The sequence below is a fragment of the Variovorax sp. 160MFSha2.1 genome (genome assembly GCF_048305075.1).
GTDB classification, from domain to species: domain Bacteria; phylum Pseudomonadota; class Gammaproteobacteria; order Burkholderiales; family Burkholderiaceae_C; genus Variovorax; species Variovorax guangxiensis.
Map to the genome: position 1 here is coordinate 2,311,362 of NZ_CP157624.1, position 13,815 is coordinate 2,325,176.

Genomic DNA, 13,815 nt, shown 5'->3' on the forward strand with positions numbered 1-13,815 from the left:
TCGATTCATCCACCAACCAACGAAAGACTCGTCATGAAAATCAAGGACTCCGTGGTCTTCATCACCGGCGCCAATCGCGGCCTCGGTCTCGCCTTCGCGAAGGCTGCGCTCGCCGCGGGTGCGCACAAGGTCTATGGGGCCGCGCGCGACCCCAAGAGCATCGACCTGCCCGGCGTGACGCCGGTGGCGCTCGACGTGACACAGCCCGCGCAGATCGAGGCGGCGGTGCGTGCCTGCGGCGACGTGACGATGCTGGTCAACAATGCGGGCATCTCGCGCGGCTCCAGCTTCCTGGGTTCGCCCGATGCGGTGGCCAACGCGCGCGCCGAATTCGAAACCAACTTCTTCGGCCTGTGGGCGGTGACGCAGGCCTTCGCTCCGGTGCTCGCGGCCAACGGCGGCGGCGGGGTGATCAACGTGCTGTCGGCGCTGGCCTGGACCACCTTCCCGAGCGTGGCGACCTACAGCGCGACCAAGTCGGCCGCGTGGTCGCTGAGCAACGGGCTGCGCAACGAACTGGCCGGGCAGGGCACGCAGGTCACGAGCCTGCACGTGGGCTACATGGACACCGACATGACGGCACACATCCAGGGCCTGCCCAAGGCATCTCCGGACGATGTGGCGCGCCAGGCGCTGGCCGGCCTCGAAGCAGGCCAGGCCGAGGTGCTTGCCGACGAGACTTCACGGCAGCTCAAGCAGGGCCTGTCGAGCGCGACACCCCCTTACGCCAGCGTGCCCCAGGCAGCCTGAACGGGAAACCCGGGCGCGGGGCCCGGGTCTCGTTCATCCTGGTCAGTAGCGGTAAGGGTTGTTGGGGCGGCGGTCGTAGCGGTTGGGCACACCGTCGCCATCGTTGTCGCGGCGGCCGTAGCGGCGGCGATCGTCCCAGCGGCGGTCGTAGTGGTGGTGAGGGCGGTAGCCCGGGCCGTAATAGTGGCGCGGCGGAGGCGGCGGCGCGTAGTAGCGGCGCGGCGGCGGCGGTGCCGGAACGACGTACACCTGCGCCTGGATGAACGAGCCGCCAGTCTGTGCCTGGGCGGGTGCGCTGATGGCGGCCAGCGAGAGCAGGGCCGCGGCGCCGAATGCGAAAGTGAGCTTTTTCATCTGATCCCCCGGTTGTGAGTTGGAAGCCTCATCCTCGCTGCCCTTTGTTAAGTTGGTGTAAGGCTCGAGCGAAATCGGATGAAGAGCTGTAACCCGTGCGCACGACGTGCGGCACGGGCAAGACACAATTGTGAATGGACTTTTCATCGCGGAAAACCTCCGCGGGTAGGCCATCGGCTCTATCGGCCGAAGGTTCAGCCGCGCGGCGCTGGCAGGAGGCGGCGCAGCGCCCCGAAGAACAGGTCGGACTGCTCGCGCTCGCCCTGGATCTGCGCCGCCACGTGGGCGGCCAGTTTCGGGTCCACGGGCGCCAGCGGGCGTCCGGTCGACTGCGCGATCACCTGGTGCAGGCAGGCGCGCTCCAGGTAGTAGAGATCGTCGTAGGCATGGGCGATGGTGCCCCCGGCCACGATCACGCCGTGGTTCGCGAGAAAGGCCACGTCCTTGCCGGCCATCGCGCGGGCAATGCGCTCGCCCTCGGCGTCGTCGAGCGCGAGGCCGTTGTATTCCGCGTCGATGGCGATGCGGTTCATGTAGCGCATCGCGTTCTGGCTCGCGGTCGGGTCGAGCGCGCGGTCGACCGTGATCGTGAGCGCCGTGGCGTAGGGCATGTGGCAGTGCAGCACGACCGCATGGCCGGTGAGCCGGTGCACCGCGCCGTGGATGAAGAGGGCGGTGGGTTCCACGCGATGGCGGCCCGCCAGCACCTCGCCGTGCACGTCGATGAGCACGATGTCGTCGGGGCCGATCTCGCTCCAGTGCAGGCCGCGCGGGTTGATGAGATAGCGGTCCTGCGTGCCCGGCAGCATCACGCTGAAGTGGTTGCAGACGCCTTCCGACAGGCCGTGATGGTCGGCGGCGCGCAGGGCGAGGGCGAGGTCTTCGCGCAGCTTGCGCACGGCGGGGCTGGCGTAGAGGGCATCGGCGGACATCGGTGGGGTCTCCTGTTTCTTCTTTGGGGGATCAGGCGAGCGTGAGGCCTTTCCAGGCCGCTACGAATTTCCGGGCGTCCTCGCGCACCGCCGCGGCCTGCTTGCCCGGCTTGTAGAGCGAGGAACCGATGCCGAAGCCGGCGGCCCCGGCCGCGCGCCACTCGGCCATGTTCGTGGGGGAGATGCCGCCCACGGGCATCACTGGCGTGCCGGCCGGCAGCACGGCCAGCAACGCCTTCACCACGGCGGGTGAGGCCAGTTCGGCCGGGAACAGCTTGAGCCCCGTGGCGCCGGCCGCGAGCGCGCCGAAGGCCTCGGTCGGCGTCATCACGCCGGGCAGGCACACCATGCCCAGCCGCACAGCCTCGACGACGACTTCGGCATTGAAGTTGGGCGAGACGATCAGCTCGCCGCCCGCCGCATGCACCTCGCGCACCTGCTGCGCGCCGAGCACCGTGCCGGCGCCGACCAGCGCCTGGGGAAAGCGCTTGCGCATGAGCGCGATGCTTTCGAGCGGCTGGGGCGAATTCAGCGGCACTTCGAGCAGCCGGAAGCCGGGCTCGACGATGGCGTCACCGACGTCGGCCGCTTCGGCCGGCGTGAGGCCGCGCAGGATGGCCACCAGCGGCAGCTCGCGCATCGCGGCGTCGAATTTTTCGAGGGGAGTGGGGGCGGTCATGCGGGAGTCCTGTCGGAATCGAGAAAGCCGGACAGCGCGTGCAGCCCGGCCCATGTGGCCTCGGCGCCGAGCGTGCGCGTGGCGACGCCGGTGGCGCGCAGGGCCAGCGTGTAGCGCTCGGTGAGGTTGGACGAGCCGATCAGGATCACTTCGCCCGACGCCTGCAGCGCCTGCGTGCGCAGCTCCTCGCCGATCAGCAGGCCCGAGAGGTAGCTCGACAGCTCCTCCTTCGGCATGCGCTCGAACAGCGCGAGGGTGCGCGTGCCGAAGGCGTTGTGCAGCAGGCCGTGTCCGTTCTCGGAGCGGGTCACGCCTTCGAGGAAGGCTGCCTCGTCGAGCGGCGCCGATGCATCGAGCGTGCGCGCGAGGATCGAGTGCTGGCTCAGCAGCGCATAGAACTCGCCCGTCATGTAGGTGCGGAAGCCCGCGACGCGGCCCTTCTTCACCGATGCCCACTTGTTGTGCGTGCCGGGCAGCACGAAGACGCCTTCGCTCAGGCCGGTGAGCTCCATCGCGCCGAAGATCTGCACTTCCTCGCCGCGCATCACGTCGGGCACGCCGGCGTGCTCGTCGCTCAGGCCCGGCACGATCGCGATGCGCGCGCCCGCAACGGCGTCGATGTCGATGATTTTGCGGCCCACTTCGACGCGGCCGGCGGGGCAGGCGCAGTAGGGCGCCTCCACCCAGCCCTGCTTGCTGCCGGCCATGCCGGAGATCAGGCAGCGCGCGCCTTCGAGGCGCATCCAGTCGCCGAAGAGCTTGTCGAAGACGGCCGGAAAGCCGCCTTCGGGCACCGTGAGAATGCCGCGCGCATCGCTGCGCTCTTCAAGCACCTTGCCGCTGGCATCAAGCAGCGCGCCGCGCAGTGAACTCGTGCCCCAGTCGATTGCAACCAGTCTTGTCATCTAGTGATTGTCGCGCGGCACGAAGGCACCGCGGCGACCGCGCAGGAAGGCCAGGTCTGCTCCCTGGTCGGCCTGCAGCACCGTATCGACGTACAGCTTCCAGTAACCGGATTCGAGCGGCGCCTTGGGCGCGACCCATTTCTCGCGGCGCTTCGCGAGCTCTTCGTCGCTCACGTGCAGGTGCAGCCTGCGATTGGGCACGTCGAGCTCGACGATGTCGCCGTCCTGCACCAGCGCCAGCGGGCCTCCGGCGGCCGCCTCGGGAGCGGTGTGCAGCACCACGGTGCCGTAGGCCGTGCCGCTCATGCGCGCGTCGCTGATGCGGACCATGTCTGTGATGCCCTTGCGCAGCACCTTCGGCGGCAGCGGCATGTTGCCTGCCTCGGCCATGCCGGGGTAGCCCTTGGGCCCGCAATTCTTCAGCACCATGATGCAGTTCTCGTCGATGTCGAGGTTTTCGTCGTCGATGCGCCTGTGCAGGTCGTCGGCGCTCTCGAACACCACCGCACGGCCCTTGTGCACCAGCAGCTCCGGCGTGGCCGCACTGGGCTTGATGATGGCGCCGTTGGGCGCGAGGTTGCCGCGCAGCACGCAGATGCCGGCCTTGTCCTTGAAGGGCTCGGCCAGGGGGCGGATGACCTGCGGGTTGAAGTTCTCGGCGTCCTTCACGTTCTCCCACAGGCTCTGGCCGGTGGCGGTGATCACGTCCTTGTGCAGGTGCTCGGCGATCTCCTTGATGACCACCGGCAGGCCGCCCGCATAGCAGAAGTCTTCCATCAGGAACTGGCCCGAGGGCTGCAGGTTCACCAGGCAGGGCAGCTCGGAGGCGAGGCGGTCGAAATCTTCCAGCGTGAGTTCGACGCCCATGCGTCCCGCGATGGCCAGCAGGTGGATCACGAAGTTGGTCGAGCCGCCGATGGCCGCGTTGACCTTGATCGCGTTCTCGATGGCCTGGCGCGTGAGGATCTTCGACATGTTCATGTCTTCATGCACCATGCCGACGATGCGCCGGCCCGCCTGCCGCGCCAGCACGTTGCGGCGGCCGTCCACGGCAGGGTAGGCCGCGTTGCCCGGCAGGCCGATGCCCAGCGACTCGACCATGCTCGCCATGGTGCTGGCGGTGCCCATCGTCATGCAGTGGCCGTGGCTGCGGTGCATGCAGCTCTCGGCCTCGAAGAATTCCTGCAGCTTGAGCGTGCCGGCGCGCACCTGCTCGCTCATCTGCCACACGCCGGTGCCCGAGCCGAGCTCCTGCCCGCGCCACTTGCCCGAGAGCATCGGGCCGCCCGACACGCCGATGGTCGGCAGGTCGACGCTGGCCGCGCCCATCATGAGCGCGGGCGTGGTCTTGTCGCAGCCCATGAGCAGCACCACGCCGTCGAGCGGGTTGCCGCGGATGCTTTCCTCCACGTCCATGCTCGCGAGGTTGCGATACAGCATCGCGGTGGGACGCAGCAGCGTCTCGCCGAGCGACATCACCGGGAACTCGAGCGGGAAGCCGCCGGCTTCGTACACGCCGATCTTCACCTGCTCCGCGAGCGTGCGGAAGTGCGAGTTGCAGGGCGTGAGTTCGCTGAAGGTGTTGCAGATGCCGATGACCGGGCGGCCGTCGAACTGGTCGTGCGGAACGCCCTTGCCCTTCATCCAGCTTCGGTAGATGAAGCCGTCGCGATCGTGCCGGCCGAACCATTGCTGGCTGCGGAGTTCTTCGGGTTTCTTCCTGGGGGCGGTGCTCATTGGATGTCTCTCTTTGTTGTCGAAACCTGCGCCCGATCCTCAGGGTTTGTCCTGCCGATAGAGCGTTTCAATCATCATATGATAAGCGCGAACAACGCGCCGGACCCTTAGTGTTTTCGAGCGACGGGATACCAGTTTTCACATCACGCATGATCAAGAACATCCACGGTCGCACGCTCGAACTCCTCGGTGAAGCCGTGGTGTCGGGCCGCTATGCGATCGGTGCATCCATCCCGTCCGAGCCCGTGCTCGGCGAGGAGCTGGGCGTGAGCCGTACCGTGGTGCGGGAGGCCATCAAGTCGCTGGTGGCCAAGGGCCTGATCGTGACCGGCCCGAAGGTCGGCACGCGCGTGCTGCCCAAGGACAAGTGGAACTGGTTCGACCCTGACGTCATCACCTGGCAGGCGCGCGCCGGCCTCACGCCCGAGTTCCTGCGCGACCTGCAGGACCTGCGCCGCGCGGTGGAGCCGGCGGCGGTGCGGCTGGCCGCGGAGAGGGCCACCGCGGAAGACATCGACGAGATCGAGCGTGCCTACGCCGGCATGAAGGAAGCCGTGGAGAACGGCGGCGACTACGTCACCTTCGACCTGCGCTTTCACAATGGCCTGCTGGGGGCCGCGCGCAACAGGATGATTGCGCAGATGAGCAAGGTGCTCAACGCATTGCTGCGCACCAGCTTCGAGATATCGACCACCAAGCCCGACGGCCCCACGCTCTCGCTGCCGCTGCACCGCGCTGTGCTCGACGCGGTGATCGCGCACGACCCCGACGTCGCGGAACGCGCGATCCTCCGGCTCATCGACGGCGCCCGCCAGGACATCGAGGACGTGCTGGGCTCGCGCCGCCGGCTGCCGCGGCTGAGCAGGCCGCCACCCAGGCTCAGGGCCAGTTAGCCAGCCAGGCGCACTGGCGGCGCTCACGGTCCACTTCCGGTTCTTTCACCCCCCACGCTCGCGCGCCGAGCAGATTCCACCCCAGAAGAGAAGGAGACAACGTCCATGAAATTCGTCAAGTCGCTGATCGCGCCGACGCTGGTCGCGATGGGCCTGCTGTCGGCAGGCCACGTCGCCGCGCAGGAGAAACTCACCGTCTGGTGGGTCAAGGGCTTCTACAAGGCGGAGGACGACGCACTGTTCGCCGCCATCAAGAAGTTCGAAGAGAAGAACAAGAACGTCAAGATCGAACTCTCGCAGTACCCGATCCAGGACATGATCCCCAAGACCGTGTCCGCGCTCGACTCGGGCAGCCCGCCCGACGTGGCGTACGCCGACGTCTACGACTTCCAGGTCACGGGCAAGTGGGCCTACGACGGCAAGCTCGAGGACATCAGCAGCGTGCTAACGCCCATGAAGGACCGCTTCGCGCCGAACACGCTGGAGACCACCTACCTCTACAACGACCAGACCAAGAGCAAGGCGTACTACGCCTTCCCGATCAAGCAGCAGACCATGCACATCGAGTACTGGCTCGACATGCTGGCCGAAGCCGGGTTCAAGGAGTCCGACATTCCCACCGGCTGGAAGGACTACTGGTCGTTCTGGTGCGAGAAAGTGCAGCCAGCCAGCCGCCAGAAGAGCGGCAAGCGCAACTTCGGCATCGGCATGCCGATGGGCGTGGACTCGAGCGACGCGTTCTATTCGTTCCTGACCTTCATGGACGCCTACAACGTCAAGCTGGTGGACGACAACGGCAAGCTGCTGGTCGACGACCCGAAGGTGCGCACCGGCCTCATCGGGGCCATGACCGACTACACCACGCCTTACGTCAAGGGCTGCACGCCGCCTTCTTCCACCAGCTGGAAGGACCCGGACAACAACGTCGCGTTCCACAACAAGACGACCGTGATGACGCACAACGCGACCATCTCCATCGCCGCCAAGTGGCTCGACGATTCGAACAACGCCTCGCTCACGCCCGAGCAGCGTGAAGAGGCGCGCAAGAACTACACCGAGCGCATCCGCACGGCCGGCTTCCCGAACAAGCCCGACGGCAGCAAGATGGTCTACCGCACGGCCGTGAAGACCGGCGTGGTGTTCAAGGACGCGAAGAACAAGGCCCGCGCCAAGGAGTTCGTCTCGTTCCTGATGCAGGAAGAGAACCTGACGCCGTACGTCGAAGGCTCGCTGGGCCGCTGGTTCCCGGTGACCAAGGCCGCGCAGCAGCGTGACTTCTGGAAGGCAGACCCGCACCGCCTCTCGGTCTACAACCAGTACGCCGCCGGCACCGTGACCTTCGAATTCACGAAGAACTACAAGTTCACCGTGCTGAACAACGAGAACGTCTGGGCCAAGGCCATGAGCCGCATCGTCACCGACAAGGTGCCGGTGGACAAGGCGGTGGACGAGATGATCGCCCGTATCAAGACGGTGGCGGGCCAGTAAGCCGCGCCCGCACGGTACCCGTCGGCACGTTCACCATCAGCAGCACGCCATGAGCAGCGCAACTGCCTCCGCCGCCGCGCCGAGTACTTCGGCGCCTGTCGTCAATCCCGGAGCGCGGCATGCGCGCTGGCAGTTCTGGGGCGCGGTCATGGTCGTGCCCTACCTGCTGGTGTTCGTGGTGTTCGTGCTGTACCCGGTGGGCTACGGCCTCTGGCTCGCCCGCCATCCGCAAAGCTACGTGAAGCTGGTCGAAGACCCGATCTTCTTCCGCTCCGTGATCAACACGGCCATCTTCCTGGTCGTGGCGATCAACCTCAAGATGCTCGTGGCACTCGTGCTCTCGGGCTTCTTCGTGACATCGCGCTGGTGGATCAAGATCGTCTCGGCGATCTTCATCCTGCCGTGGGCGATGCCCTCCATTCCCACGATCCTGTCGATCCGCTTCATGCTGAACCCGGAGTGGGGCGTGATCAACAGCACCATCTTCCGCCTGAGCGGTGCCGACGGCCCCAACTGGCTCAACGATCCCTCGCTGGCGCTGGCCTTCGCGATGATCGTGCACATCTGGAAGTCGCTGCCGTTCTGGACGCTCATCCTCGTGGCGGGCCGCCTGGCCATTCCCACCGAGCAGTACGAGGCTGCTTCCGTCGACGGCGCCTCGTCGTGGCAGAAGTTCCGCTTCGTGAGCTGGCCGGCGTTGAAGACGCTCTACATCACCTCGCTCATCCTCTCGATGATCTGGACGCTGGGCGACTTCAACAGCGTCTACCTGCTGACCGGCGGCGGCCCGGCCGACCTCACGCACGTGCTCGCCACGCTGGGCATCCGCTACCTGCGCCTCGACCAGGTCGACCTGTCGATGGCTTCCATCGTGGTGGCGATGCCGCTCGTTCTGCCGCTGGTTTACTTCATGATGAAGAGGCTCTCGAAATGAAGCGCTGGACACCAAGAGCCGTGCTCACCGAGGCCCGGCTGCTGCTCATCGGCATCCCCGTGCTGCTGTGGACGCTGATCCCGGTCTACCACATGGTGCTGTTCGCGATCTCGTCGAAGGACTCCGCGACCTCGGGCCACCTGTGGCCCAAGAGTCCGACGCTGGACAACTTCCGCATCGTGTTCCAGCAGAAGCACTTCTACCTCGACCACTTCTGGCTGCAGCTGTGGAACTCGCTGCTGATCGCGCTGTCGGTGGGCGCGCTCACGCTCTTCGTGGCGACCACGGCGGCGTTCGCCATCAGCCGGCTGCGCGTGCGCGGCGGGCGCACGGTGATGAACATGGCGCTGTTCACCTACTTCATCCCGGCGGCCTTCCTCGCGGTGCCCATGTACAAGACCATGGGCAACTACGGCTTGCTCAACAGCCAGTGGGCGCTGATCCTCGCGATGGTGACCATCGCTTCGCCGTACTGCATCTGGGTGCTGAAGCAGGCCTCCGACAAGCTGCCCTACGAGCTCGACGAGGCCGCGCGCATGGACGGCGCCTCGCCGCTGCAGCTGTTCCGCCTCGTGTACCTGCCGCTGATGGTGCCTTCGCTGGTGGCCGTGGGCACGTATTCGCTGCTGCTGGCCTGGAACGAGTACCTCTATGCCTTCCTGCTGCTGTCCAACGACAAGAGCGTGACGCTGGCCGTGGCGCTGGGCAACTTCCTCTCGGCCGACGATTCGCCGTGGGAGCTGCTGATGGCCACCGGCCTGATCTACGCGCTGCCCCCGGCGGCGATCTATTACGCATTCAAGCGCTACATGGTCGGCGGAATAACCGCCGGCGCAGTCAAGAGCTGAAAAAGCCCACGCAGGAAACGAAAAAATGGCATCCGTATCCTTTCGCAATATCCAGAAATCCTTCGGCAAGGTCCAGATCATCAAGGGCCTGGGCTTCGACATCACCGACGGCGAGTTCGTCGTGCTGGTCGGCCCCTCGGGCTGCGGCAAGTCGACGCTGCTTCGCATGCTCGCGGGCCTGGAGGACATCAGCGGCGGCGAGATCGTCATCGACGGCCGCGTGGTCAACGACCTCGAGTCCAAGGACCGCGACATCGCGATGGTGTTCCAGAGCTACGCGCTCTATCCGCACATGACGGTGGGCGAGAACATGGGCTTCAGCCTGCGCCTGCGCAACGCCGACAAGTCGGTGACCGACGAGCGCGTGGCCAAGGCCGCGAAGATCCTCAACCTCGACGCGCTGCTGGGCCGCTATCCGCGCGAACTCTCGGGCGGCCAGCGCCAGCGCGTGGCCATGGGCCGCGCCATCGTGCGCGACCCGAAGGTGTTTCTCTTCGACGAGCCGCTGTCGAACCTCGACGCCAAGCTGCGCGTGGCGATGCGCGCCGAGATCAAGGCGCTGCACCAGAGGCTGAAGACCACCACCGTCTACGTGACGCATGACCAGATCGAGGCCATGACCATGGCCGACCGCATCGTCGTGATGCACGACGGCATCATCGAGCAGATCGGCACGCCGCTGGAGCTGTACGACCGTCCCGACAACCTCTTCGTCGCGCAGTTCATCGGTTCGCCCTCGATGAACGTCATCGAGGGCACGGTGCGGCGCTCGGGCGGGGAATGCTGGGTCGAGTCGCAGGGTGCGCGCTGGCCGGTTCCGGCCGCGACCGCGGTGCCCGACGGCCAGCCGGTGCACTACGGCATCCGCCCCGGCGACATGACGCTGGGCGGCGGCTCGCACGGCGTGGAAGCCAGGGTCGTCGTCGTGGAGCCTACCGGCGCCGAGACCGAACTGCTGGTGCAGGTCGGCGAGGCCAGGCTGGTGCTCGCGGTGCACGGCCGGGTCGATGCCGGGCCCGACGACATCGTGCGGCTCGCCATCGAGTCGGAGAACGTGCACCTGTTCGACCGGCAGACCGGCCGCCGCATGGGCTGAGCCCGATCGTGGCTACGTGCGCAGCCGCAGCAGGGCGCGCACGAAGCCGTGGTCCGAGCGCGAGCGGTCGCGCCCTTCGTGCAGGTGGTCGTTGAAGTAGTCGACGCGCCGCACGTCGCCCAGGCTGTGCCGGCTGGTGGCGACGAATTCCTCGCTCACGAAGATCTGGTCGAGCACGTCCGGGTAGCCCTGGTGGATGTGCGAATAGGCCACGTCCTTCTTGAGTGCCGACTCGCCCTGCATCTCGTAGGCGTTGAAGAGGGCCACGTCGCGCGCCGCCTTGTCGTAGGCCACCTCGGAGGTGGCGGCCACGAGCTGGGTGGTCACGCTGTGCGGGTTGTCGTTGAAGTCGCCCATCACCACCAGCGGCACGTTGGTGCCCTGCAGCAGGTCGATCACGATGCAGCGCAGGGCGGCGGCCTCGGCGCCGCGCATCAGCAGCGAGCGCAGCGAAGCCATCACGCCCACCTTGCGGTCGTCGCGGTCTTCCAGCGGGTTGCCCTGCGCGTCCTGCAGGAACTTGGGGCGCTTGGACTTCAGGTGCACCGTGAGCACGTGCACCTGCTGGCCGTGCTTCATGCGAACCGTGGCGAGCAGGGGAGGCCGCTCGAAGCGCGTGTGCGGACCGAGCCCAGGCACATCGACGCCGAAGCCGGGCGGAAAGTCGACGAAGGAGCGGACCTCGTCCACCTTCAGCCGCGTCGCGATGCCCACGCGCGGCGTGCCCTCTGCGCCTGGCCTCCCGGGCGTGCCCGCGGGGCTGCCGGGCGGCGGCGTGTTCTCCGCGCCGGGCACCGAGATGAAGTCGTAGCGCAGGCCGCTGCGCGCGATGCAGGCCTTCAGCGCCGATTCGTCCCACACCTCCTGCACCGCCAGCACGTCGGCATTGAGCGCGTGGAAACGCTCACCGGTCCAATCGATCTTCCGCTCGTACTCGCGCTCGGTGTAGGCGTCCTGGTTCTCGTAGTACACGCGGTTCGGGGCCGCGAGATTGAGGAGGTTGCAGGTGGCTACGAAGAGGGTGGCGTAGTTGGGCGGGATGTATTGCATGGCGTGACGATTGTGTCTTGAGTCGTCGTCCAGCCGCCCTGTGCCGCGGCGCAGGAAAACCCCATGAAAAAAGGGCACCCGGCGGTGTGCCGGATGCCCTTTTCCGATTCCTGGCGGTAGCAGGCTGGCGCTACCGGCGGATCTCAGCGGCCGAACGAACGGCCACCGCCACCGCCGGAGCGGTTGCCACCGCCGTAGCCGCCACCGCCACCCGAGCGACGGCCACCACCGCCGCCACCGTAGCCACCGCCGCCCGAGCGGCCGCCGCGACCGCGGCCGCCCATGTGGTCGACGCTGGTGCGCAGCGGATCGGGCTGGCCGGCGCCGCCTCCGACCGATTCGGCGCGCAGGTGCGCGACCTGGTTGGCCTGCGTCGGGCTGTGGCTGTTGCCGTGATGGCGCGGCTGGCGCTCCTCGTGCGGAGCGTGATGGTGATGCTGCGGAGCGCGTGCCGGACCCTGCGGGTTGCGCGGCTGCTGTTGCGGACGCGCGCCCTGGCCGCGCGGGCCCTGGCCTTGTCCTTGACCCTGGCCGCCGCCATTGGCATTGCGGCCCTGGCCGTTGCCACCCTGGCCGCCGCCACGGCGCTGGCCGCCGCCATTGCCGTTGCCGCCGCCCTGGCCGGCCTTGTTCTCGCGGATGCGCTGCAGCATCTCGGTGCGCGCGGCCTTGGCGGCCGCTTGCATGACTTCGCGGCTCGGCGGACGGCCGGCGCCGCCCCAGATGGTCTGGCGGCCCATGGCGATGGGCTCGGCGCGCTCGCCTTCCTCGGGGCCGAAGCCCTCGATGACCTGCACGGGAATCGTCTGCTTGGTGAAGCGCTCGATCTCCTGCATGAAGCCTTCCTCGTCCAGGCACACGAAGCTCACGGCCTCGCCGCTGGAGCCGGCGCGGCCCGTGCGGCCGATGCGGTGCACGTAGTCTTCGCTGACGTTGGGAATCTCGTAGTTCACGACGTGCGGCAGCTCGTCGATGTCGATGCCTCGCGCGGCGATGTCGGTGGCCACCAGCGCGCGCAGCTCGCCGCTCTTGAAGCCGGCCAGCGCCTGCGTGCGTGCACTCTGGCTCTTGTTGCCGTGCAGCGCCATCGCCTCGATGCCGTTCTTGGTGAGGAATTCGGCCACGCTGTTGGCGCCGAACTTGGTGCGCGTGAACACCAGCACCTGGCTCCACTTGTTCTCGTTGATGATGTGCGCGAGCAGCGCCTTCTTCTTGCCGCGGCCCACGGGGTGGATCACCTGGGTGATGCGCTGCACCGTGGTGTTGCGCGGCGTGACCTGGATGCTCTGCGGGTTGCGCAGCAGGGTGGCGGCCAGGTCGCGGATCTCGTCGCTGAAGGTGGCCGAGAACAGCAGGCTCTGCTTTTCCTTGGGCACCAGCGCCAGGACCTTCTTCACGTCGTGGATGAAGCCCATGTCGAGCATGCGGTCGGCTTCGTCGAGGATCAGCATCTGGACCTGGCCCAGGTCGAGCATGCCCTGCTGCTGCAGGTCGAGCAGGCGGCCGGGGGTGGCCACGAGGATGTCGACGCCGCTCTTGAGCTTGCTGATCTGCGGGTTCATGCCCACGCCGCCGAAGATCACGGTGGAGCTCAGCTGCAGGTACTTGCCGTAGGTGCGCACAGATTCCTCGACCTGGGCGGCGAGTTCGCGGGTGGGGGTCAGCACCAGGGCGCGGATGCCGGTGCCGCCGAACTTGTTGGTGGCGCTGCGGCTCATGGTGAGCTTGTGCAGCATCGGCAGGGTGAAGGCGGCGGTCTTGCCGGTGCCGGTCTGGGCGCCGCCGAGCAGGTCGTGGCCCTCGAGGACGGCGGGGATGGCTTGCGCCTGGATGGGGGTGGGGGTGTCGTAACCGTGCTCGTGCACAGCCTTCAAGATGGCGGGAGCCAGCTTCAGTTCGTCAAAAGTCATTGAAAACAATAAGCGCCATACACGGCGCAGTGGCATCGGCCCGCTTGGCGTCTTGTTGACGCCGAGCCAGTCAAGGCAGATGAGGGTCAGGGGTGGGAGCCGGAAAGTCCGCCCTCGCAAAAGGGTTGAAATGGACCTTTCTTCGTCCCCGGCAGAGAGCCGGTGTCGCGGGCAACTGGACCCGGCAACGGAGCCTATTGTCGCATGAGTCGATAATCGGTGGTTTGCCGCGCCCGAAT

Annotated in this window: 13 protein-coding genes; 6 read left to right on the top strand and 7 right to left on the bottom strand. The window is 67.1% G+C overall.

What is annotated here, in order from left to right:
• Nucleotides 1-33 precede the first annotated feature (33 nt).
• On the top strand, nucleotides 34-750 hold the full coding sequence (locus ABL838_RS10210) for an SDR family oxidoreductase (protein ID WP_418125231.1): 717 nt from the start codon (nucleotides 34-36) through the stop codon (nucleotides 748-750).
• 42 nt (nucleotides 751-792) lie between these two features.
• Here the strand turns inward: ABL838_RS10210 and ABL838_RS10215 are convergent, their stop codons facing one another.
• The 5 genes from ABL838_RS10215 to ABL838_RS10235 all read right to left on the bottom strand — a co-directional run bounded on the left by ABL838_RS10215 (nucleotide 793) and on the right by ABL838_RS10235 (nucleotide 5,357).
• Complete coding sequence (locus ABL838_RS10215; protein WP_184636118.1) at nucleotides 793-1,104, bottom strand: hypothetical protein; 312 nt, start codon at nucleotides 1,102-1,104, stop codon at nucleotides 793-795.
• A gap of 194 nt (nucleotides 1,105-1,298) precedes the next feature.
• Nucleotides 1,299-2,036, bottom strand: a complete 738-nt coding sequence (locus ABL838_RS10220) for an aldolase (RefSeq protein WP_418125232.1) — start codon at nucleotides 2,034-2,036, stop codon at nucleotides 1,299-1,301.
• Nucleotides 2,037-2,067: 31 nt separating this feature from the next.
• Complete coding sequence (locus tag ABL838_RS10225; protein WP_184636121.1) at nucleotides 2,068-2,715, bottom strand: 2-dehydro-3-deoxy-6-phosphogalactonate aldolase; 648 nt, start codon at nucleotides 2,713-2,715, stop codon at nucleotides 2,068-2,070.
• The gene (locus tag ABL838_RS10230; protein ID WP_126024121.1) at nucleotides 2,712-3,620 is read right to left on the bottom strand and encodes a 2-dehydro-3-deoxygalactonokinase; all 909 of its coding nucleotides are present in this window, start codon (nucleotides 3,618-3,620) and stop codon (nucleotides 2,712-2,714) included. The genes ABL838_RS10225 and ABL838_RS10230 overlap by 4 nt, the downstream gene beginning before the upstream one ends.
• A complete protein-coding gene (locus tag ABL838_RS10235; RefSeq protein WP_126024122.1) occupies nucleotides 3,621-5,357 on the bottom strand; it encodes an IlvD/Edd family dehydratase in 1,737 nt (578 codons plus the stop codon).
• Nucleotides 5,358-5,506: 149 nt separating this feature from the next.
• Here ABL838_RS10235 and ABL838_RS10240 point away from each other — a divergent pair, with 149 nt between their 5' ends.
• The 5 genes from ABL838_RS10240 (at nucleotide 5,507) to ABL838_RS10260 (ending at nucleotide 10,616) form a co-directional block, all read left to right on the top strand.
• Entirely contained in the window at nucleotides 5,507-6,250 is a 744-nt protein-coding gene (locus tag ABL838_RS10240; protein WP_126024123.1) for a FadR/GntR family transcriptional regulator, read from the top strand.
• A 105-nt stretch (nucleotides 6,251-6,355) separates the two neighbouring features.
• A complete protein-coding gene (locus tag ABL838_RS10245; protein WP_126024124.1) occupies nucleotides 6,356-7,738 on the top strand; it encodes an ABC transporter substrate-binding protein in 1,383 nt (460 codons plus the stop codon).
• Between the two features lie 49 nt (nucleotides 7,739-7,787).
• On the top strand, nucleotides 7,788-8,672 hold the full coding sequence (locus ABL838_RS10250) for a carbohydrate ABC transporter permease (protein WP_418125233.1): 885 nt from the start codon (nucleotides 7,788-7,790) through the stop codon (nucleotides 8,670-8,672).
• Nucleotides 8,669-9,520: a carbohydrate ABC transporter permease gene (locus ABL838_RS10255; protein ID WP_126024126.1), complete on the top strand. Its 852-nt coding sequence runs from the start codon at nucleotides 8,669-8,671 to the stop codon at nucleotides 9,518-9,520. The genes ABL838_RS10250 and ABL838_RS10255 overlap by 4 nt, the downstream gene beginning before the upstream one ends.
• A gap of 25 nt (nucleotides 9,521-9,545) precedes the next feature.
• Nucleotides 9,546-10,616, top strand: coding sequence for an ABC transporter ATP-binding protein (locus tag ABL838_RS10260; protein WP_126024127.1), 1,071 nt, complete (start codon nucleotides 9,546-9,548; stop codon nucleotides 10,614-10,616).
• A gap of 12 nt (nucleotides 10,617-10,628) precedes the next feature.
• On the opposite strand, the gene ABL838_RS10265 is transcribed toward ABL838_RS10260, so the two are convergent.
• Both ABL838_RS10265 and ABL838_RS10270 read right to left on the bottom strand, forming a co-directional pair.
• A complete protein-coding gene (locus ABL838_RS10265) occupies nucleotides 10,629-11,666 on the bottom strand; it encodes an endonuclease/exonuclease/phosphatase family protein (RefSeq protein ID WP_418125234.1) in 1,038 nt (345 codons plus the stop codon).
• A 143-nt stretch (nucleotides 11,667-11,809) separates the two neighbouring features.
• The gene (locus ABL838_RS10270; RefSeq protein ID WP_418125235.1) at nucleotides 11,810-13,576 is read right to left on the bottom strand and encodes a DEAD/DEAH box helicase; all 1,767 of its coding nucleotides are present in this window, start codon (nucleotides 13,574-13,576) and stop codon (nucleotides 11,810-11,812) included.
• Nucleotides 13,577-13,815 lie beyond the last annotated feature (239 nt).